Genomic DNA, 18,149 nt, shown 5'->3' with positions numbered 1-18,149 from the left:
GAAGGAGAACGGGGTCCTCGCCCTGGACGTGAACTCGGACCCCTACCACCTGGCCTTGGCCCTCGTCGCCCCTGACGGGAACCTGAGGCGCCACCTCACCCTCTCCCTTGAGGAAGTGGATCGGGCGAAGAACAAGGGAGCCAAGGAACTCGTTCTTTGGAAGATCGCCCACCAGGTCATCTCCCTGGCGGAGGAACACGGAGTGGTCATCGCCACCGAGCGCCTAAAGCACCTCAGGAAGTCCAGGAGGGGTGACGGCTCGGGGAGGGCTTTCCGCGGGAAGCAGCACCGCTTCGCTTACGCCTCTCTGCTCAGAAAGGTCCACTCCCTAGCCAGGAGGAAGGGCATCCAGGTTGTGGAGGTCAACCCGCAGGACACCTCCACCATCGGGATGCTGAAGTACGCCCCCCAGCTTTCCCTCTCCAAGGACGTGGCCGCCGCTTACGTCATCGGGAGGAGGGCCTTGGGGTTCAGGGAGAAGCTTCCCAGGGGGTACGAGAGGCTTCTCCGGGACGAACGCTTCAGGGGTCACGTCCAGGGCTTCTACGCCTCCAAGGTGCAGGAACTCCGGGCCAAAAAAGCGCAGGAGCGCAACCCTTACCTGAGGCGCAGGCTTTCCCGGGAGATCGGGAGGGCGAAGCGCCACTTGGCCTTGCTTTCAAGCCTTCAGGGCTCGCTAGGTGGCCAGGACGGGTTTACCGAGGGAAGGAACCGTCCTGGAGGGAACGCCTGGAGGGTCCTGAGGGTAGGCACTTTCCTTCCCCTCCTCAGGAACGCGGTGCCGCGTGACCTCTCCCCGTTGAAGGCCCTCCTTCACCGGGGAGCGTGGGAGGGGTGGAAAGGAAGCTTAGGTCCTCCTCCTGGTGGAGGGCCGGGGTGCGCTAATGTGCACTTTGGTTGACCAGGTAGCCTAGGGTGTTGGCGCTCCCCAAGAGGCCCGCCTCCGCGTAGGAAAGCCCCCAGGCGGTTTGCATGAGGGGAAGAACCAGGGCGTAGGCGAAGCGGCCGAGGCCCAAGGCTGCAGCCGGGCCCAGGGCTAAAAGAAGCCCCCTAGCGCCCATGGGGAAGCCTCCACCGCCCTACGCCCTGGGCCGCCTTCGGGGCCTCGAGGAGGACCTTTTCCATGGGCCTATTCTAAAGGCCTAACGGGGCCGTGCCCGGGGTACACCCACCTTGCTCCCCGGGCGCGTAGGAGGCTCCAGCTTTGAAGCGCAACGGGGTTATCCCAGGCGGCCTCTTCTGGGGGCAGGTCCCCGGTAAAGGCCCGGCCATCGTCCAGAAGAAGGCTCACGCAGTGCTCCGTGTGCCCGGGGGTGGGGAGGATTTCCCCGGGAATGCCCAAGGCCTCCAGGAAGGCCCGGCTTTCCCCAAAGCCCAGGACCTGGTTTCCTTCCGCGCGGATTTCTCGGTAGCGGTCCCAGGGTTTGGTAAAGCGCTTCATTAAGGGTATGGCTTCTACTTGGGTTTCCATGACCAGGAGGGTCATGCCAAATTTCTTGAGCTCCTGGGCCAGGCCTGCGTGGTCAACATGGTAGTGCGTGGCCATGCCGTAGCGAACGGCTTCCAGAGAGACCCCGGCCCGGCGCAGGGCTACCCGCAAGGCCCCTAGGGTCCCGGGCCAGCCTAGGTCCACAAGAAGGCGGTTTTCCCCGTGGCCCACCAGCCAGTAGTTGGTGGAGCGGTAGCCCACGTGGAGGACCGGAACGGGCCTCATCCTTTCCTGGTCCAGCGCCCGCTATCCCGCAAGCGGTACTTCTCCATGGCCTTGAGGAAGGCCTCCTCCAGGTCAATCCCCTCCCGGTTGGCCAGGGAGATGAGGACGAAGAGGAGGTCGGCGAGCTCCATGGCCAGGTCCCCCTCCTCCTCCCCGGGCTTCGGCTTCTTGCCGTGGCGGTGGGCCAGGACCCGGGCCACCTCCCCGAGCTCCTCCGTGAGGCGGGCGAGCATGAGGAGGGGAGGGAAGTAGCCCTCCTGGAAGGAGGAAATCCAGGCGTCCACCCGCTCTTGGGCCTCCTTGAAGGTGAGGGCCACGACTACACCCCCTCCACGAAGGCGGCGAGGAGGCGCACGGCCCGCTCCACGTCCCCCAGGTCCACCATCTCCACCGGGGAGTGCATGTAGCGCAGGGGGATGGAGACGATCCCCGTGGGGATGCCCTCCCGCACCTTGGCCACCTCGTCGGCGTCGGTGCCCGACCAGCGGCCGTGGGCGTGGAGGACGTAGGGGAGGCCCTCCCGCTCCGCCGCCCGCCTCAGGGCCCGGAAGACCTCCTTGTCCACGAAGGGGCCGATGTCCAGGACCACCCCCCGGCCAAGCTCCGCCTCCCCCACCTGGGCCTTCTCCATGCCCGGGGTGGCGCTGTCGTGGTGCACGTCCACCACCACCGCCAGGTCCGGGTTCTCCCGGAAGGCGGCGGTCCTGGCCCCGTAGGCCCCGATCTCCTCCTGCACGGTGCCCACCGCCACCACCTCGGCGGGGGTCTTCCCCTTCAGGAGGCGCAGGGCCTCGAGGACCACGAAGGCCCCCAGGCGGTTGTCCAGGGCCTTGGACACCAGCCTCTCCCCCAGGAGCCACTGGGGGGCCTGGTCCAAGACCCCCACCGCCCCCACCTCGAGGTGCTCCAGGGCCTCCTCCCGGCTCCTCGCCCCGATGTCGGCGAAAAGCTCGGAAAGCTCCACCGCCTTCCTCCTTTCCTCCTCCTTCAGCACGTGGATGGCCTTCCGCCCCACCACCCCCAGCACGTGCCCCCGCTTGCCCAAAAACCGCAGCCGCTGGCCCACCAGCACCTGGGGGTCCCAGCCCCCGAGGGGCTTCAGGCGCAGGAAGCCCTTTTCCTCCACGTGGCTCACGATGACCCCGATCTCGTCCAGGTGCCCCAGGAGGAGGACCTTGGGCCTCCCCCCGGGGTGGATGCGGGCGTAGACGTTGCCGTGCCGGTCCCGCTCGGCCTCGGCGAAGGTGCGGGCCTCCTCCAAGAAGGCCTGGGCCGCCTCCTCCTCAAAGCCCGAGGGCCCCACGGCGAGGAGGAGCCTTTCCAGGAAGTCCAGGTTGGGCGCGTAGTCCATGCCCCAAGCTTACAATGCCCCCATGAGGTTTCTGGCCCTCATCGCCCACGACGCCAAGAAGGAGGAGATGGTGGCCTTCTGCCAAAGGCACCGGGAGCTTCTTGCCCGCTTTCCCCTCCTCGCCACGGGCACCACGGGGAAGCGCATCGCCGAGGCCACGGGGCTTCCCGTGGAGCGGGTGCTCTCGGGGCCCTTGGGGGGGGACCAGCAGATCGGGGCCAGGGTGGCCGAGGGCCGGGTGCTGGCGGTGATCTTCTTCCAAGACCCCCTCACCCCCAAGCCCCACGAGCCCGACGTCCAGGCCCTGATGCGGGTCTGCAACGTGCACGGGGTGCCCCTGGTGACCAACCCCCAAGGGGCCGAGGCCCTGGTCCCCTGGCTCAGGAGCCTCTCCTAAAGGGCCTTGCGGTAGGCCAGGGCCTCGGCCACGTGGGCCTCCTCCACCCTCTCCGCACCCTGGAGGTCGGCCACGGTGCGGGCCACACGGAGGAGGCGGTCAAAGGAGCGGGCGGAGAGGAGCATCTTCTTGGCCGCCGCCAAGAGGAGGGCCTCGGCCCCCGGGGTGAGGCGGACGTGTTCCCTTAGGGCCTTTCCGGAAAGCTCCCCGTTGGGGCGGCCCTGGCGCTTTAGCATCCTCTCCCGGGCCCTCAAGACCCTTTCCCGCACCGCCTCCGTGCCCTCCCCTTCCGGGGCGTGGGCGAGCTCTTGGGGCGTGAGGCGGGGCACCTCCACCACCAGGTCAAACCGGTCCAGGAGGGGCCCGGAGATCTTGCCCACGTAGCGCTGGCGGCTTGCGGGACTGCAGGCGCAGGGCCTTTCCGGGTCCCCGTACCAGCCGCAGGGGCAGGGGTTCATGGCCGCCACCAGGAGGAAGCGGGCGGGGAAGGTGAGGCTCGCCCGGGCCCGGGCGATGGTCACCACCCCGTCCTCCAGGGGCTGGCGGAGGGCCTCGAGGGCCTCCCGGGAGAACTCCGGAAACTCGTCCAGAAAGAGCACCCCTCGGTGGGCCAAGGAGACCTCTCCCGGCTTGGGGATGGCCCCGCCCCCGATGAGCCCGGCGTAGCTCACCGTGTGGTGCGGGGCGCGGAAGGGCGGGGTCTTGAGGAGGCCCCGCACGGGCTGGCCCGCCGCGGAGTGGATCCGGGTCACCTCCAGGGCGGCTTCCCGAGAGAGGGGCGGGAGGAGGAAGGGAAGCCGCCTCGCCAGCATGGTCTTGCCCGAGCCCGGGCTTCCCACCATGAGGAGGTGGTGGTAGCCCGTGGCGGCGATCTCCAGGGCCCGCTTGGCCTTGGCCTGGCCCTTCACGTCCCGGAGGTCCAGGACCTCCAAGGCCTCCAAGGGGTCCTCGGGACGGGCCCTTTCCAGGGGGGCTTCCCCCTCGAAGAAGGCCACCGCCTCCTCCAGGTGCCCCACCCCGTACACCTCCACCCCCTCCACCAAGGCCGCCTCTTTGGCGCTTTCCAGGGGGAGGAGGAGCTTTTTCCCCTCGGCCAGGGCCCCCAGGGCCAGGTTCACCGCTCCCGGGATGGGCCTCAGGCTCCCGTCCAGGCCGAGCTCCCCGGCGAGGGCGAAGGGGGAGAGGGCCTCGAGGGGCACCACCCCTTGCGCGGCCAGGAGGCCCAGGGCGATGGGCAGGTCAAACTGGCTCCCTTCCTTCTTGAGCTCCGCCGGGGCCAGGTTCACCACCACCCGGGCCTGGGGGTAGGGGAAGCCCGCGTTCTTCAGGGCGGCCCGCACCCTCTCCCGGCTTTCCTCCACCGCCTTGTCGGGCAGGCCCACCAGGGCGTAGCTGGGAAGCCCGGGGCTAACGTCCACCTCCACGGTGACGGGAACCGCGTCCAGACCGAAGAGGGCGTAGCTTCGCACCTGGGCCAGCATGGAGAGAGTTTATCACGGCGCTGTTAGTTCCGCCCAAAATAGGGGTTTAGTGAGCAGGGGCGAAAACGGCCTTATCATGGGGCCAGATGGCGCACGAGCCTCATGTGGCGTATAACAAAATGCGCCGCGCCCTGGAGGAGCGCTCGGCCCTCCTCCGCCGCCTTGGGGGAATGGACCTCCGCTTGATCCAAGTGGCCAACGAGGAGTGGCTCTACATGCTTCAGGAGGACACCCGCAACTCCTTGGCCATAGAGGGCTACTTCACCACGGAGCGGGAGCTACGGGAGGTGCTTAGGGGACGCAAGGGGGCGGCGGAGGTCCTCAACTACTTTCGCACGGCCCAGTTTGTCTACGAGCAAGCTTTGCAGGACCTCCAAGAGGAGGCTTGGCATCTGGACGTGGCCTTCGTGAACAACATCCACGGCCAGCTTTTCCGCGAAACCCCCCAAGAGGCGGAGCGGGGCAGGCCCGCCGATGGGGTGGAGCGCCGAATCCAAGGGGCCAAGGTGAGGCCCCCTCTGGAAGCCGGGGAGTACCTCAGGGCCTTTGTCCGAGCGGTTCCCCTCCTCCTGAAAAGGGGCGAGGTTCTGGAAGCCCTGGCCAAGGTCCACACCCTCTTTGAGGCCATCCACCCCTACCGGGACGGCAACGGCCGCGTGGGGAGGATTCTTCTCAACTACGTGGCCATACGCTCCGGTCTTCCCCCCCTGGTGGTCAAGGGCCTAGAGGAGGAGGACCGCAGGCGCTATTACCTTGCCTTGGAGCAGGCGGACCGGGGGTTGCACCATGGCTTTCCTCCACCCGAACCCAACGCCCTGGTGGAGGCCCTGGACCAGGGGGAGTGGCGGCCCTTGGCCCTCCTTTTGGGCGAAGCCCTCTTGGCCCGTCTGGACAAGGTCATCGCCTTGGCCCTCCTGCGTTTTGCCGACCTTCTTCCCCTGGATGAGGTGGCGCGGTCCCTGGGGGTGGATCGGCAGATCCTCTACGTCTGGCAGCAAAGGGGGAGGCTTGTGGTTTACCGCCCCGGCGGTAAGCGAAGCCTCCTTTCCCACCCCTGGCTTTTCCTGGGGACCCGGGAGCGGCCTCCCCTCCTCCCCCCCAAGCTGCCACCCCCAAGGCCCGAGTGGCCCGAGAGGGTGAAAGACCTCCAGCGGCTTCTCTTTCACCCAGAGGATTTGTGAAGCAGGGGCAGGTAAAGGCCGAGGGCCAGGAGGAGGAGGCCAAGGAGCCCGCCAAAGGCCCAGGGGTACCCCAAGGCCCCCACCACCACCCCGAGGCCCCACTGCAGGAGGAAGGTGCCCCCGATGCCGAAGAGGTTCACCAAGGTGGTGCCCCGGCCCACCAGGTGGGAAGGGACCAGCTCCCGGGCCTGGGTGAGGGTGAGGATGTTGAAGGCCCCGAAGAAGCCGAGGAGGAGGTAAGCGGGAACGAGGGCCTTGAGGAGGAGGAGAAGGAGGCCCAGAGCGAAGAGGAGGGCCGAAGCGAGGAGGACCCGGGCCGTGCCCAGCCGGTCCGCCAGGTAGCCGGAAACGAGAAAGCCCAAAACCGCTCCCCCCGAGTAGAGGAAGAGGAGGTTGCCCACCGCCAGGGCCTCGAGGCCCAGGTGGTAGGCGTAGGCCCCGGCCCAGAGGGTCTGGAGGGCGAGGAAACTCCCGGCGAAGGCGAAGGCCAAGAAGGCGACCCGTATGAGCCTCCCGTTGCGGAAGACCTGCCCGAGCCCTCCCTGGTCTTCCCCTTTGGGCCAGGCCACCCCGGGCGGGGCGTTCCGCACCCCCAGGTAGAGGGCCAGGGCCACCAGGACCACCACCAAAGCCCCCAGGAGGAAGACCCCCCGCCAGCCCAGGGCCTCCTTCAGGAGGGCGAGGGGCGTGGCCGCCAGGAGCCCCCCCGTGGCCCCGAGGCCCACGAGGAGGGTGGAGACCGTGGCGTAGTTTTTAGGGAACCAAAGGCTAAAGGCCTTCAGGGAGCCCATGAGGGCCGCGGCCATCCCCACCCCGATGAGGGCGCGCCCCAGGGCCAAGACGGCGAAGTTGGGTGCCAGGGCGAAGACCCCGCTCCCCAGGGCGGCCACCAGGAGGAGGGCCGGGGTGACCCGCCTGGGGCCAAGGCGGTCCAGGAGGCTTCCCAAGGGGAGCTGCACCGCGGCGAAGGCCAGGTAGAAGAGGCTCGTCATGAAGCCGAGCTCAGCCGGCCCCAGGCCCAGCTCCTGGGAGAGGTCCTTGGCGAGGACCGCGTTCGCCGAGCGGTAGAAGTAGGAGAGGAAATAGCCCAGGGTGAAGAGGAAGAAAACCCGTGCCGCCATGCTACCTCCGGTTGAGCCCCACCCCCAAAAGAATCATAGCGCCTCCAAGGAAAGCCTCTGGCCTCAAGGGCTCTCCCGCCAAGGGCCAGGCGAAGAGGGCCCCGCTCAGGGGTTCCAGCATGGCCACCAGGGTGGCGGTGCGGGCGGGAAGGGTCCGCACCCCCAGGAGGAAGAGGCCAAAGGGCACCACCGTGCCGAAGACCACCAGATAGGCCACCGCGCCCCACTGCCCCGGGGTGAGGGCCAGGGCCTTTTCCAGGTTGTAAAGGAGGAAGGGCAGGGAGAGGAGGCTTCCCACCCCCGTGGCCACCCCGAGGCTCACCAGGGGCGGGGTTTTAAGGCCGTGGGAGAAGGCGGCGTAGAGGGCGAAGGAGAGGGCGGAAAGGAGGCCGAAGGCCACCCCCAGGGGGCTTCCCGAAAGGCCCTTTCCCCCCACCACCAGGACGTAGGCCCCAAGGAGGGCCAAGGCCACCCCCAGAAGGGCCCTAAGGGGTAGCTTTTCCCCCCGGAGGAGGGCGTAGAGGGTGAGGAGGGCTGGGGCCAAGTACTGGAGGAAGATGCCCGTGGCCACCGTGGTGGTGTGGATGGCCAGGTAGTAAAAGGCCTGGGCCCCGGAGAGGGCAAGCCCCACCCGGAGGAGGCGGGGTCGTTCCTCGGGCCGGGGGGGACGGCGGAGGACGAGGGGAAGGAGCAGGAGGAAACTCAGGAGAAAGCGCAAAGGGATGAGCGCTTCCGGAGGGATCTCCCGCATGAACCGCCCGGCCAGGGCTCCCCCAAGCCCCCAAAGCAGGGCGGCCAGGGCCACGGGGATCACCGCCTACCCCCCACCACGGCCAGGCCCACGCCCAGAAGGAGGATCAGGGCCCCAAGGAGGACCTGGCTTCCGGGGAGCTCCCCGAAGAGGAGGTAGGCGAGGAGGCTCGCCCCCACGGGCTCAAAGAGGATGGCCAGGGTGACGAGGACCGGGGGGATGTGCCGGGTGGCCCAGTTGAAGCTGGTGTGGCCCACGAGCTGGGGCAGAAGGGCCATGAGGAGGAGGTAGGCATAGACCTCGAGGGGATACCCCCCGTACCCCCCGCCGAAGAGGTAGGGCAGGGGTAGGAGGAGGAAGGCGGCCGCCGTGTAGGCCACCCGCACGTACTCCAGGGTGGAAAGCTCCCTGCGCTGGGCCTCTCGTCCCAGGAGGAAGTAGAAGGAGGCCGCCACCGCCCCTAAGACCGCCAGGAGGTCCCCCAGAAGGGGGTTGGTTCCCCCTCCCTCTTCCGCGTCCCCAAGCCCGATGAGAAGGCCCCCCAAAAGGGCCACGGCCACCCCGAGGAGCGTGGTTCCCGAGGGCTTTTCCTTGAAAAGAAGCCAGCCAAAAAGGGTGACCCACACGGGGTTCGTGGTGACCAAGGCGGTGCTCGCGGCCACGGAGGTGTAGGAAAGGGAGGTGATCCAGAAGGCGAAGTGGAGGGCGAGGAAGACCCCGGCCCCCACCGCCCAGGGAAGCCCGGCCCGGCTTCCCAAGCCCCTCCTCCAGCCCGGGGCCAGGAGGAGGGCCGCAAGCCCCATCCGCCCCGCGCTCATCACCAGGCTGAAGGCGAGGCCCTTCTCCCCCGAGGCGGAAAGGGCCAGGCGCACCAGGATGGAGCCAAAGCTGATGGCCAGGATCCCCACCACCAAAACCGCGGCGATCTGGAGGCCGGAGGGCCGCATGGCGGCATTGTTTCACAAGCGGGGGTCCTTGACCAGTGGGTCAGCCGCAAGCGCCGGGGCAAATGCCCATACCCGGGTTGGTATACTGGCGCGGAAGGAGGTCCTATGGTGACCATCGCCGTTCCCAAGGAGAGGGCACCGGGCGAGCGCAGGGTGGCCCTGGTGCCCGAGGTGGTGGCCCGCCTGGTGAAGCAAGGGGCCAGGGTGCGGGTGGAACGGGGGGCGGGGGAGGGGGCCTACTACCCCGACGCCCTCTACCAGGAGGCCGGGGCCGAGGTGGTGGAACGAGGAGAGCTCCTAAAGGGCGCCCACCTCCTCTTCACCGTCCAGCCCCCCCCGGAGGACCTCATCGGGGCCCTGGAGCCCGGGGCCATCGTGGTGGGCTTCGTCCAGCCCCACAAGAACCTGGACCTGGTGAAGGCCCTGGTGGCTAAAAAGGCCACGGTGATCGCCATGGAGCTCATTCCCCGCATCACCCGGGCCCAGAGCATGGACGCCCTCTCCAGCCAGGCCACGGTGGCGGGGTACCTGGCGGCGGTCCACGCGGCGAGGCTTTCCCCCCGCTTCTTCCCCATGCTCACCACGGCGGCGGGCACCATCCGCCCGGCCAAGGTGATGGTCATGGGGGTGGGGGTGGCGGGGCTCATGGCCATCGCCACCGCCAAGCGCCTGGGGGCCCAGGTCTTCGCCTACGACGTGCGCAAGGCCGCCCTGGAGCAGGCCCTCTCCCTGGGGGCGAAGCCCATTGAGCTCCCCATCAGCGCCGAAGGGGAAGGGGGCTACGCCCGGGAGCTCACCGAGGAGGAGAAGCGCATCCAGCACGAGGCCCTCCGGGACCACGTGGCGGGGATGGACGCCATCATCACCACCGCCCAGGTCCCGGGCCGGCGGGCCCCCATCCTCCTCACCGAGGACATGGTGGAGCGCCTGAAGCCCGGGACCGTGGTGGTGGACCTGGCCGCCGAGAGTGGCGGCAACTGCGTCCTCACCAAGCCGGGGGAGGTGGTGGAGGTGCGGGGGGTGCGGGTCTTTGGCCCCTTGAACCTGCCGAGCGAGCTCTCCGTGCACGCTTCGGAGATGTACGCCAAAAACCTCCTGAACCTCTCCGGCCTGCTCATAGAAAAGGGGGAGTTCGCCCCCAAGTGGGAGGACGAGATCCTCCAAGGGGCCCTCCTCATGAAGGAGGGCGAGGTGCTCCACGGGCCCACCAAGGCCCTTCTAGGAGGTGCGTGATGGAGTTCGGTTTCTGGTCGGCGCTTTACATCTTCGTGCTCACGGCCTTTTTGGGCTACGAGCTCATCACCCGGGTGCCGGTGATCCTCCACACCCCCTTGATGTCGGGGTCCAACTTCATCCACGGGGTGGTGGTGGTGGGGGCCATGGTGGTCCTGGGCCACGCGGAGACCGGCTTGGAAAAACTCATCGGCTTCCTGGGGGTCATCCTTGGGGCGGCCAACGCCGCCGGGGGGTACGCGGTCACGGTGCGCATGCTGGAGATGTTTGAGAAGAAACCCGGCAAGGGGGGTGGTCAGTGATGGACCTCATCCAGGCGGCCTACTTCGTGGTGGCCATCCTCTTCATCGTGGGCCTGAAGCGCATGGCCCACCCCACCACCGCCAAAAGCGGCATCGTCTGGGCGGGCTGGGGCATGGTCCTCGCCGTGCTCGCCACCTTCTTCTGGCCGGGGATGGGGAACTTCGGCCTTATGCTCCTCGCCCTCCTCCTGGGCTCGGCGGTGGCCTGGTGGGCGGCGGTGAAGGTGGCCATGACGGACATGCCCCAGATGGTGGCCATCTACAACGGCATGGGGGGTGGGGCCGCCGCCACCATCGCCTTCGTGGAGCTCCTCAAGGGGGCCTTTGAGAACCAGGGGCTCATGGCCTTGGCCATCCTGGGCGGCCTCATCGGGAGCGTGGCCTTCACGGGAAGCCTCATCGCCTTCGCCAAGCTCCAGGGGATCATGAAGAGCCGCCCCATCCTCTTCCCGGGGCAGAAGGTGGTGAACGCCCTGGTCTTGGCCCTGACGGTGGTGATCGGGCTTTCCCTCCTCTGGAACGACGCCACGGCGAGCATCGTCCTCTTCTTCCTCCTCGCCTTGGCCTTTGGGGTTTTCATGACGCTTCCCATCGGGGGCGGGGACATGCCCGTGGCCATCTCCTTCTACAACGCCTTCACGGGGATGGCCGTGGGCTTTGAGGGCTTCGCCGTGGGGAACCCAGCCCTCATGGTGGCGGGCACCCTGGTGGGGGCGGCGGGCACCCTCCTCACCGTGCTCATGGCGCGGGCCATGAACCGCTCCGTGTGGAGCGTCCTGGTGGGGGGCTTCGGCGTGGAGCAGGAGGCGGGCGAGGTCAAGGGAAGCCTCAAGCCCATTGACGTGGAGGACGCCGCCGTGATGCTGGCCTACGCGAACAAGGTGGTCTTCGTCCCCGGTTACGGCATGGCCCTCTCCCAGGCCCAGCACAAGCTGAAGGAGCTTGCGGACCTCCTGGAGTCCCGCGGGGTGGAGGTGAAGTTCGCCATCCACCCCGTGGCCGGGCGGATGCCCGGGCACATGAACGTCCTCCTGGCCGAGGCCGGGGTGGACTACGACAAGCTCAAGGACCTGGAGGAGATCAACCCCGAGTTCCCCACGGTGGACGTGGCCGTGGTCATCGGGGCCAACGACGTGGTGAACCCCGCCGCCCGCCGCCCGGGAAGCCCCCTTTACGGCATGCCCATCCTGGACGTGGACAAGGCCAAGAACGTCATCGTGGTCAAGCGGGGGCAGGGGAAGGGCTTCGCCGGGGTGGAGAACGAGCTCTTCTACGCCGACAACACCCGCATGCTCTACGGGGACGCGCAGAAGGTCCTCACCGAGCTCATCCAGGCCCTGAAGAAGCTTTGAGGGAAAGCCCCCTTGGCCCCGGGGGAAGCCCCCGGGGCTTCTTGACGCTTAGGGGGCCTCTTGGTATAGTGCTCTCTGCGGTCGGTCCGCGGTAGCTCAGCTGGTAGAGCGGCCGGCTGTTAACCGGTTGGTCGCAGGTTCGAGTCCTGCCCGCGGAGCCAGATGGGGGCCTTAGGGCCCCCTGGGTCTTTTATCGGCGGGGAAAAGGGGCTATAATCAACCTTCGTGCGGCCTGCCGGGCCCGGAAGGGAGGTGGAGATGCGCAAGTACGAGGTGAACGTCATTCTGAACCCCAACCTGGACCAGAGCCAGCTCGCCTTGGAGAAGGAGATCATCGCCAAGGCCCTCGAGGCCCACGGGGCCAGGGTGGAGAAGGTGGAGGAGTGGGGGATGCGCCGCCTGGCCTACCCCATCGCCAAGGACTCCCAGGGCTACTTCCTCTGGTACCAGGTGGAGATGCCCGAGGACCGGGTGAACGACCTGGCCCGGGAGCTCCGCATCCGCGACAACGTGCGCCGGGTGATGGTGGTCAAGACCGCCGAGCCCTTCCTCTCCAAGGCGTAAACTGAGCCCATGGCAAGAGGCCTGAACCAAGTCTTCCTCATCGGCACCCTCACCGCCCGCCCGGACATGCGCTACACCCAGACGGGCCTGGCCGTCTTGGACCTCAACCTCGCAGGCCAGGACGTCCTTCTGGACGAGGCGGGCCAGGAGAAGGAGATCCCCTGGTACCACCGGGTGCGCCTCCTGGGCCGTCAGGCGGAGATGTGGGGGGATGTCCTGGAGAAGGGCCAGCCCATCTTCGTGGAGGGCCGCCTGGAGTACCGCCAGTGGGAGCGGGAAGGGGAGAAGCGGAGCGAGCTCCAGGTGCGGGGAGAGTTCATTGACCCCCTGGAGGCCCGCCACCGCGAGACCGTGGAGGACGCCCGGGGCCAGCCCAGGCTCCGCCGGGCCCTCAACCAGGTGTTCCTCATGGGCAACCTCACCCGCGACCCCGACCTCCGCTACACCCCGCAAGGGACGGCGGTGGTGCGCCTGGGGCTGGCGGTGAACGAGCGCCGCCGGGGCCAGGGGGGAGAGGAGGAGCGGACCCACTTCATAGAGGTTCAGGCCTGGCGCGAGCTGGCCGAGTGGGCCGGGGAGCTCAGGAAGGGCGACGGGCTTTTGGTCATCGGCCGTTTGGTGAACGACTCCTGGACCAGCTCCAGCGGAGAGCGGCGCTTCCAGACCCGCGTGGAGGCCCTCAGGCTGGAGCGGCCCACCCGTGGGCCTGCCCAAGCCGGCGGAAGCAGGCCCCAACCTGTCCAGACGGGTGGGGTGGACATAGACGAAGGACTGGAAGATTTCCCGCCGGAGGAGGATTTGCCGTTTTGAACGGGAAGGACGCTAAACCCAAGAAGGAGGCGCAAAAGCGCCCCTCCAGGAAGGCCAAGGTGAAGGCCACCCTGGGGGAGTTTGACCTTAGGGACTACCGGAACGTGGAGGTGCTCAGGCGGTTCCTCTCGGAGACGGGGAAGATCCTTCCCCGCCGCCGCACGGGGCTTTCCGCCAAGGAGCAGAGGATCCTGGCCAAGACCATCAAGCGGGCGAGGATCCTCGGGCTCCTGCCCTTCACGGAGAAGCTGGTGCGGAAGTAGGGGGTAAGCGGTGAAGGTCATCCTCTTAGAACCCCTGGAGAACCTGGGCGACGTGGGCCAGGTGGTGGACGTGAAGCCGGGCTACGCCAGGAACTACCTCCTGCCCCGGGGCCTCGCCGTCTTGGCCACGGAGAGCAACCTGAAGGCCCTCGAGGCCAAGATCCGCGCCCAGGCCAAGCGCCTGGCGGAGAGGAAGGCCGAGGCGGAAAGGCTTAAGGAGATCCTGGAGAACCTCACCCTCACCATCCCGGTGCGGGCGGGGGAGACCAAGATCTACGGCTCCGTCACCGCCAAGGACATCGCCGAGGCCTTGGCCCGCCAGCACGGCATCACCATTGACCCCAAGCGCCTGCAGCTTTCCAAGCCCATCAAGGAGCTTGGGGAGTACGTGGTGCCCTACAAGCCCCACCCCGAGGTGCCCATCCAGCTCAAGGTGAGCGTGGTGGCCCAGTAAACCCGAGCCCGGCAGGCCGCTCCCCGCCCTCCCCGGGCGGGGGGTTTTCCTTGGTGAGGAGGTGGGGGCCGAGCTCCTCCAGGCTTCCCACCCCCGAGAGGGCCAGGGTGAGCTCCAGCTCCGCCAGGAAGTGGTCCAAAAACGCCCCCACCCCTTCCTCCCCGCCCAGGGCCAGGGCGTAGACGTAGGGGCGGCCGAGGCCCACCGCCCGGGCGCCCAGGGCCAGGGCCTTGACGGCGTCGGCCCCGGTGCGGACGCCGCTGTCCAGGAGGACGGGCACCCGGCCCTCCACCGCCCGGACCACCTGGGGAAGCGCGTGGAGGGCGGCGAGGCTTCCGTCCACCTGCCTTCCCCCGTGGTTGGAGACGTAGACCCCGTCCACGCCGAGTTCCACGGCCCGCAGGGCGTCCTCGGGGTGGAGGAGCCCCTTGAGGAGGAGGGGCAGGGCGGTGCTTTCCCGCACCCGCCGTACCTCCTCCCAGGAGAGCTCCGGGTAGGAGTAGGTGGCCACAAAGCGGCGCACCGCCTTCTGCATCTGGGCGAGGCTTAGCCCATAGCGCTTCCCCGTCCGCCTCAGGGCGAGGAGGTTCCTCAAGAGGGCGAGGGTGGGCTTGGGGCGAAGAGCGGGGCCCTCCAGGGGCTCGTCCAGGCCCCCCAAAAAGGCGGGGTCCGTGAGGTAGACGGCGAGGCCCTGCCCTTTGAGGAAGGGGAGGTGGCCGAGGTCCAGGTCCCGGGGCCGCCACCCCAGCTGGACCGTGTCCACGGTGAGCACCACCCCGGCGCACCCCGCCTTTTCCGCCCGGCGGAGGAAGCTCGCCACCGCCTTGGGGTCCGTGGAGTGGTAGAGCTGGAAGAAGACGGGGGCCTCGGGGTTGACCGCCTTGGCCGCCTCCACCACCCGTTCCAGGGGGTGGGAGGCCTGGTTGGAGACCATGAAGGGGAGGCCCCTCTTGGCGGCGGCCCGGACGGCGGCGAGCTCGGCCTCGGGGTGGGCGAGCTCCAAAACCCCGATGGGGCAGAGGAAGAGGGGCGCGGCCCACTGGCGCCCCCAAAGTTCCACACCGAGGCCGGGCGGCTTGGCCCCCCGGAGCATCCGGGGAAGGAGGGCGAGGCGGCGGAAGGCCTCCCGGTTCGCCTCCATGGTCCACTCCAGGCCCGCCCCGCCCGCCACGTAGGCGAAGGCCTCCGGGGACATGCGCTTTTGGGCTTCCACCTCGAGGGCGTCCGGGCGCACGGGGAGGGGAGGGCGCCTGCCCATGAGGCCTTCCAGGTAGATCCGCTGTTGCACCCTTCGCCCGATCATCCGCACCTCCCAAGGGGTTTGGCCGGGATTGTACCACCCCTTGGGGAGGGAGGTAAACTGGGTCCAAATGGGGAGGGCGGTCCTGGTCACGGGGGCGGGGAGCGGCATCGGCCTGGCCACGGCCCGGTTCCTCACGGCCAAGGGGTACCGGGTCTACGGGGGCGTGCGCCGGGAGGAGGACGCGGCGCGCTTGGCCCAGGAGGGGGTGGTGCCCCTCCTTCTGGACGTGACCCGGGAGGAGGACCTCCTCCGGGCCAGGGAGCGCCTGGAGGGGGAGGGCCTTTTTGGCCTGGTGGTGAACGCCGGCATCGCCGTGGCGGGGCCCCTGGAGCTCGTTCCCCTTTCCGCCTTCCGGGAGGCCTTGGAGGTGAACGTCCTCGGGGCCTTCGCCACGGTGAAGGCCTTTCTCCCCCTCCTCAGGGCCTCCCGGGGCCGGGTGGTCCTCATGGGCTCCGTCTCCGGCCTGGTGGCCCTTCCCCTCATGGGGCCCTACGCCGCGAGCAAGTTCGCCCTCGAGGCCCTGGCGGATGCCCTCAGGGTGGAGCTCCTTCCCTTCGGGGTCAGGGTGGTCCTCATAGAGCCCGGCTCCGTGGCCACCCCCATCTGGGAGCGCTCCTTGCGGCGGGCCGAGGGCTACCTGGAACCCCCGCCCCCCGGGACCGAGGGGGTGTACGGCCGCTACCTGGAGGTGGCGCGGCGCGTGGCGGAAAGGAGCGCCAAGAGGGGCCTTCCCCCGGAGAGGGTGGCGGAGGCCGTCCTAAAGGCCCTGGAAAGCCCAAACCCCAGGGCCCGCTACCTGGTGGCCCACCCGGCCCGGGCCCGGGAAACCCTCCTCCTCAGGCTCCTTCCTGCTTCCTTACGGGACCGGCTCGTGGCCCGCTTCCTCGGCGCCTAGAGGCTTTGTGCCCCGGCCTTTGGACACGGGGGCCTGGGCGGCGTATCCTTAGGGCGTGGAGTTCCTGGTGGAGGACCTCGGCCTGGTGCCTTACGGGGAGGCCTGGGCCTACCAGAAGCGGGTGCACCGGGAGGTGGTGGCGGGAAACCGCCCCCCCACCCTCCTCCTCCTGGAGCACCCCAGGGTCATCACCTTAGGCCGGAAGGCCACGGGGGAGAACCTCCTCTTCCCCGAGAGCTGGTACCGGGAGAACGGGTTTGAGCTCTACTGGGTGGAGCGGGGTGGGGACGTGACCTACCACGGCCCCGGGCAGCTGGTGGGCTACCCCATCTTCCCCGTGGGCCGGGAGGTGCGCCGCTTCCTAAGGCAGATTGAGGAGGCCATCGTAAAGGTGGCCGCGGGCTACGGGATCCCCGCCTACCCCACCCCGGGCTACGCCGGGGTCTGGGTGGGGGAGGACAAGCTCTGCGCCATCGGCGTGGCGGTGAAGGAGGGGGTAAGCTTCCACGGCTTCGCCCTGAACGTGAACACCGACCTCAACGACTTCACCGTCATCGTCCCTTGCGGCCTCAAGGGAAAGGGGGTCACCTCCTTGGAGAAGCTTTTGGGCCGGAAGGTTCCCATGGAGGAGGCCAAGGCCAGGGTGGTGGCGGCCTTCGCCGAGGTCTTCGGCCTAAAGCCCGTGGAAAGGAACGCTCATGAAGCCCAAGTTTGAGACGGTGGAGCTCCTCTCCCCCACGGGGGAGGTGGTGGAACTCAAGGTGGTGAAGCGGGGCCTGGCCCAGGCCCGGCCCGAGCCCGTGGACCGGAACAAGCCCGCCTGGATCAAGGCCCCTTTGCCCACCGGGCCCAGGTACCAGGCCCTGAAGGCCATGGTGCGGGAGCTTAGGCTCCACACCGTCTGCCAGGAGGCCCTCTGCCCCAACATCGGGGAGTGCTGGACCCACGGGACCCTGACGGTGATGCTCCTAGGGGACATCTGCACCCGGGCCTGCAAGTTCTGCGCCGTCCACACCGGGAACCCCAAGGGCCTCGTGGACCCGGAGGAGCCGAGGAGGGTGGCCGAGGCCATCGCCCGCATGGGGGTGCGGTACGTGGTCTTGACCAGCGTGGACCGGGATGACCTTCCGGATGGCGGCGCCTCCCACTTCGCCGCCACCATAAGGGCCATCAAGGAGAGGGCCCCCGGGGTCTTGGTGGAGGCCCTCACCCCCGACTTCCAGGGGGACCTGAAGGCCGTGGAGACGGTCCTCGCCGCGAACCCCGAGGTCTACGCCCAGAACCTGGAGACGGTGCGCCGCCTCACCCCCAAGGTCCGCGACCCCCGGGCGGGGTACGAGCAGACCCTAAGGGTTCTTGCCCACGCCAAGAAGGTCCGGCCCGACATCCTCACCAAGTCTAGCCTCATGCTGGGCCTCGGGGAGACGGAGGAGGAGATCCTCGATGCCATGCGGGACCTCAGGGCCGCGGGGGTGGACATCCTCACCCTGGGCCAGTACCTGAGGCCCACCCCCGCCCACCTCCCCGTGGTGCGCTACGTGCCCCCCGAGGACTTCAAGAAGTACGAGGCCTGGGGGTACGAGCTGGGCTTTAAGGAGGTTTTCGCCGGGCCCTTGGTGCGGAGCTCCTACCGGGCGGACCGGGTCTTCCTGGAGGCCACCCAAAGATGAGCCGAAAGACGGCCCTTTTCCTCCTGGACCTCCTCGCCCTCCTCCTCTTCGCCGGGGTGGGCCTCCTTTCCCACGGGCTTCCCCTCTCCTTGGGGGGCCTCGCCCGGAACGTCCTCCCCGTCCTCTTCGTCTGGCTTCTCCTTGCCCCCTTCCTCGGCACCTACCGCCGCCCCACCTGGAAAAACCTCCTCCTCACCTGGGCTTTGGCCTTCCCCGCGGGGTTATGGCTTCGGCAGATGGTCCTCGGGGAAGGCTTTGGGGTGGGGTTCTTCGTCTTCTTGGGCGTGGCCATGGGGTTTAGCCTCCTTTTTCTCCTTCTCCTAAGGGGTCTCGCCAAGGGGCTTCGCCTTTGGTAAAAAG

The 18,149-nt window shown here is 68.5% G+C and carries 22 protein-coding genes, 1 tRNA gene and 1 pseudogene; 15 read left to right on the top strand and 9 right to left on the bottom strand.

Annotated features, from left to right (window positions below; all coding sequences use genetic code 11):
• Positions 1 to 901: IS200/IS605 family accessory protein TnpB-related protein (locus tag BLP62_RS06870; RefSeq protein WP_143004344.1), on the top strand; the 901-nt coding region annotated here is incomplete at its 5' end.
• Here the strand turns inward: BLP62_RS06870 and BLP62_RS06865 are convergent.
• The 4 genes and pseudogenes from BLP62_RS06865 to BLP62_RS06850 all read right to left on the bottom strand — a co-directional run.
• Positions 900 to 1,061 (bottom strand): annotated as a pseudogene (locus BLP62_RS06865) (YbfB/YjiJ family MFS transporter); the annotation flags it as partial. The gene BLP62_RS06870 and the pseudogene BLP62_RS06865 overlap by 2 nt on opposite strands.
• A gap of 68 nt (positions 1,062 to 1,129) precedes the next feature.
• Entirely contained in the window at positions 1,130 to 1,714 is a 585-nt protein-coding gene (locus tag BLP62_RS06860) for an MBL fold metallo-hydrolase (RefSeq protein ID WP_093007153.1), read from the bottom strand.
• Positions 1,711 to 2,031, bottom strand: a complete 321-nt coding sequence (locus BLP62_RS06855; RefSeq protein ID WP_093007151.1) for a nucleotide pyrophosphohydrolase — start codon at positions 2,029 to 2,031, stop codon at positions 1,711 to 1,713. Before BLP62_RS06855 ends, BLP62_RS06860 begins: the two co-directional genes overlap by 4 nt.
• Positions 2,032 to 2,033: 2 nt before the next feature.
• The gene (locus tag BLP62_RS06850; RefSeq protein ID WP_093007149.1) at positions 2,034 to 3,065 is read right to left on the bottom strand and encodes a M42 family metallopeptidase; all 1,032 of its coding nucleotides are present in this window, start codon (positions 3,063 to 3,065) and stop codon (positions 2,034 to 2,036) included.
• 22 nt (positions 3,066 to 3,087) lie between these two features.
• Here BLP62_RS06850 and BLP62_RS06845 point away from each other — a divergent pair, with 22 nt between their 5' ends.
• Complete coding sequence (locus BLP62_RS06845) at positions 3,088 to 3,462, top strand: methylglyoxal synthase (protein WP_093007161.1); 375 nt, start codon at positions 3,088 to 3,090, stop codon at positions 3,460 to 3,462.
• Here BLP62_RS06845 and BLP62_RS06840 read toward each other — a convergent pair.
• The gene (locus BLP62_RS06840; RefSeq protein WP_093007147.1) at positions 3,459 to 4,943 is read right to left on the bottom strand and encodes a YifB family Mg chelatase-like AAA ATPase; all 1,485 of its coding nucleotides are present in this window, start codon (positions 4,941 to 4,943) and stop codon (positions 3,459 to 3,461) included. The genes BLP62_RS06845 and BLP62_RS06840 overlap by 4 nt on opposite strands.
• A gap of 119 nt (positions 4,944 to 5,062) precedes the next feature.
• Between BLP62_RS06840 and BLP62_RS06835 the strand changes: the two genes are divergently transcribed.
• Positions 5,063 to 6,124, top strand: a complete 1,062-nt coding sequence (locus tag BLP62_RS06835; RefSeq protein ID WP_241374160.1) for a Fic family protein — start codon at positions 5,063 to 5,065, stop codon at positions 6,122 to 6,124.
• Here the strand turns inward: BLP62_RS06835 and BLP62_RS06830 are convergent.
• From BLP62_RS06830 to BLP62_RS06820, 3 genes are read right to left on the bottom strand one after another with little or no spacing between them, the layout of a single operon-like run.
• Positions 6,106 to 7,245, bottom strand: coding sequence for an MFS transporter (locus BLP62_RS06830; protein ID WP_093007143.1), 1,140 nt, complete (start codon positions 7,243 to 7,245; stop codon positions 6,106 to 6,108). The two genes, BLP62_RS06835 and BLP62_RS06830, sit on opposite strands and share 19 nt — an antisense overlap.
• A gap of 1 nt (position 7,246) precedes the next feature.
• Positions 7,247 to 8,059 (bottom strand): EamA family transporter, encoded by an 813-nt coding sequence (locus BLP62_RS06825; RefSeq protein WP_093007141.1) that lies wholly within the window; start codon positions 8,057 to 8,059, stop codon positions 7,247 to 7,249.
• A complete protein-coding gene (locus BLP62_RS06820; RefSeq protein WP_093007139.1) occupies positions 8,056 to 8,943 on the bottom strand; it encodes a DMT family transporter in 888 nt (295 codons plus the stop codon). The genes BLP62_RS06825 and BLP62_RS06820 overlap by 4 nt, the downstream gene beginning before the upstream one ends.
• A 105-nt stretch (positions 8,944 to 9,048) precedes the next feature.
• On the opposite strand from BLP62_RS06820, the gene BLP62_RS06815 reads away from it, so the two are divergent.
• The 8 genes from BLP62_RS06815 (at position 9,049) to rplI (ending at position 13,921) form a co-directional block, all read left to right on the top strand.
• Positions 9,049 to 10,176: an NAD(P) transhydrogenase subunit alpha gene (locus BLP62_RS06815; RefSeq protein ID WP_093007137.1), complete on the top strand. Its 1,128-nt coding sequence runs from the start codon at positions 9,049 to 9,051 to the stop codon at positions 10,174 to 10,176.
• Entirely contained in the window at positions 10,176 to 10,478 is a 303-nt protein-coding gene (locus BLP62_RS06810) for a proton-translocating transhydrogenase family protein (RefSeq protein ID WP_008630585.1), read from the top strand. The genes BLP62_RS06815 and BLP62_RS06810 overlap by 1 nt, the downstream gene beginning before the upstream one ends.
• Positions 10,478 to 11,830, top strand: coding sequence for an NAD(P)(+) transhydrogenase (Re/Si-specific) subunit beta (locus tag BLP62_RS06805; RefSeq protein WP_093007135.1), 1,353 nt, complete (start codon positions 10,478 to 10,480; stop codon positions 11,828 to 11,830). The genes BLP62_RS06810 and BLP62_RS06805 overlap by 1 nt, the downstream gene beginning before the upstream one ends.
• A gap of 85 nt (positions 11,831 to 11,915) precedes the next feature.
• A tRNA-Asn gene (locus tag BLP62_RS06800) sits at positions 11,916 to 11,991 on the top strand.
• Between the two features lie 97 nt (positions 11,992 to 12,088).
• Entirely contained in the window at positions 12,089 to 12,394 is a 306-nt protein-coding gene (gene rpsF / locus BLP62_RS06795; protein WP_093007159.1) for a 30S ribosomal protein S6, read from the top strand.
• Between the two features lie 9 nt (positions 12,395 to 12,403).
• Complete coding sequence (locus BLP62_RS06790) at positions 12,404 to 13,204, top strand: single-stranded DNA-binding protein (protein WP_093007133.1); 801 nt, start codon at positions 12,404 to 12,406, stop codon at positions 13,202 to 13,204.
• Entirely contained in the window at positions 13,201 to 13,467 is a 267-nt protein-coding gene (rpsR, locus tag BLP62_RS06785; protein ID WP_093007131.1) for a 30S ribosomal protein S18, read from the top strand. The genes BLP62_RS06790 and rpsR overlap by 4 nt, the downstream gene beginning before the upstream one ends.
• A gap of 10 nt (positions 13,468 to 13,477) precedes the next feature.
• Positions 13,478 to 13,921 (top strand): 50S ribosomal protein L9, encoded by a 444-nt coding sequence (gene rplI, locus BLP62_RS06780; RefSeq protein WP_093007129.1) that lies wholly within the window; start codon positions 13,478 to 13,480, stop codon positions 13,919 to 13,921.
• Here the strand turns inward: rplI and BLP62_RS06775 are convergent.
• Positions 13,896 to 15,224: an alpha-hydroxy-acid oxidizing protein gene (locus BLP62_RS06775; RefSeq protein ID WP_093007157.1), complete on the bottom strand. Its 1,329-nt coding sequence runs from the start codon at positions 15,222 to 15,224 to the stop codon at positions 13,896 to 13,898. The genes rplI and BLP62_RS06775 overlap by 26 nt on opposite strands.
• Positions 15,225 to 15,291: 67 nt before the next feature.
• Between BLP62_RS06775 and BLP62_RS06770 the strand changes: the two genes are divergently transcribed.
• The 4 genes from BLP62_RS06770 to BLP62_RS06755 are packed head-to-tail and all read left to right on the top strand — an operon-like array spanning position 15,292 to position 18,145.
• The gene (locus tag BLP62_RS06770; protein WP_093007127.1) at positions 15,292 to 16,119 is read left to right on the top strand and encodes an SDR family NAD(P)-dependent oxidoreductase; all 828 of its coding nucleotides are present in this window, start codon (positions 15,292 to 15,294) and stop codon (positions 16,117 to 16,119) included.
• A 55-nt stretch (positions 16,120 to 16,174) separates the two neighbouring features.
• Complete coding sequence (gene lipB, locus BLP62_RS06765; protein ID WP_093007125.1) at positions 16,175 to 16,834, top strand: lipoyl(octanoyl) transferase LipB; 660 nt, start codon at positions 16,175 to 16,177, stop codon at positions 16,832 to 16,834.
• Positions 16,818 to 17,789 (top strand): lipoyl synthase, encoded by a 972-nt coding sequence (gene lipA / locus BLP62_RS06760; protein WP_093007123.1) that lies wholly within the window; start codon positions 16,818 to 16,820, stop codon positions 17,787 to 17,789. The genes lipB and lipA overlap by 17 nt, the downstream gene beginning before the upstream one ends.
• A complete protein-coding gene (locus BLP62_RS06755) occupies positions 17,786 to 18,145 on the top strand; it encodes a DUF3054 domain-containing protein (protein WP_093007121.1) in 360 nt (119 codons plus the stop codon). Before lipA ends, BLP62_RS06755 begins: the two co-directional genes overlap by 4 nt.
• Positions 18,146 to 18,149: the final 4 nt, after the last annotated feature.

This window comes from Thermus arciformis (assembly GCF_900102145.1).
GTDB classification, from domain to species: Bacteria; Deinococcota; Deinococci; order Deinococcales; family Thermaceae; genus Thermus; species Thermus arciformis.
The sequence above is the reverse complement of the archived record's forward strand: the minus strand, read 5'-3'. Positions and strand labels throughout refer to the sequence as shown.

What these genes read in the sequence shown, in the direction of transcription:
- BLP62_RS06860 (WP_093007153.1), bottom strand. Translation starts at nt 1,714, where the DNA reads ATGAGGCCCGTTCCGGTCCTCCACGTGGGCTACCGCTCCACCAACTAC.
- BLP62_RS06850 (WP_093007149.1), bottom strand. Translation starts at nt 3,065, where the DNA reads ATGGACTACGCGCCCAACCTGGACTTCCTGGAAAGGCTCCTCCTCGCC.
- BLP62_RS06845 (WP_093007161.1), top strand. Translation starts at nt 3,088, where the DNA reads ATGAGGTTTCTGGCCCTCATCGCCCACGACGCCAAGAAGGAGGAGATG.
- BLP62_RS06840 (WP_093007147.1), bottom strand. Translation starts at nt 4,943, where the DNA reads ATGCTGGCCCAGGTGCGAAGCTACGCCCTCTTCGGTCTGGACGCGGTT.
- BLP62_RS06835 (WP_241374160.1), top strand. Translation starts at nt 5,063, where the DNA reads ATGCGCCGCGCCCTGGAGGAGCGCTCGGCCCTCCTCCGCCGCCTTGGG.
- BLP62_RS06830 (WP_093007143.1), bottom strand. Translation starts at nt 7,245, where the DNA reads ATGGCGGCACGGGTTTTCTTCCTCTTCACCCTGGGCTATTTCCTCTCC.
- BLP62_RS06820 (WP_093007139.1), bottom strand. Translation starts at nt 8,943, where the DNA reads ATGCGGCCCTCCGGCCTCCAGATCGCCGCGGTTTTGGTGGTGGGGATC.
- BLP62_RS06815 (WP_093007137.1), top strand. Translation starts at nt 9,049, where the DNA reads ATGGTGACCATCGCCGTTCCCAAGGAGAGGGCACCGGGCGAGCGCAGG.
- BLP62_RS06810 (WP_008630585.1), top strand. Translation starts at nt 10,176, where the DNA reads ATGGAGTTCGGTTTCTGGTCGGCGCTTTACATCTTCGTGCTCACGGCC.
- BLP62_RS06805 (WP_093007135.1), top strand. Translation starts at nt 10,478, where the DNA reads ATGGACCTCATCCAGGCGGCCTACTTCGTGGTGGCCATCCTCTTCATC.
- rpsF (WP_093007159.1), top strand. Translation starts at nt 12,089, where the DNA reads ATGCGCAAGTACGAGGTGAACGTCATTCTGAACCCCAACCTGGACCAG.
- BLP62_RS06790 (WP_093007133.1), top strand. Translation starts at nt 12,404, where the DNA reads ATGGCAAGAGGCCTGAACCAAGTCTTCCTCATCGGCACCCTCACCGCC.
- BLP62_RS06775 (WP_093007157.1), bottom strand. Translation starts at nt 15,224, where the DNA reads ATGATCGGGCGAAGGGTGCAACAGCGGATCTACCTGGAAGGCCTCATG.
- BLP62_RS06770 (WP_093007127.1), top strand. Translation starts at nt 15,292, where the DNA reads ATGGGGAGGGCGGTCCTGGTCACGGGGGCGGGGAGCGGCATCGGCCTG.
- lipA (WP_093007123.1), top strand. Translation starts at nt 16,818, where the DNA reads ATGAAGCCCAAGTTTGAGACGGTGGAGCTCCTCTCCCCCACGGGGGAG.
- BLP62_RS06755 (WP_093007121.1), top strand. Translation starts at nt 17,786, where the DNA reads ATGAGCCGAAAGACGGCCCTTTTCCTCCTGGACCTCCTCGCCCTCCTC.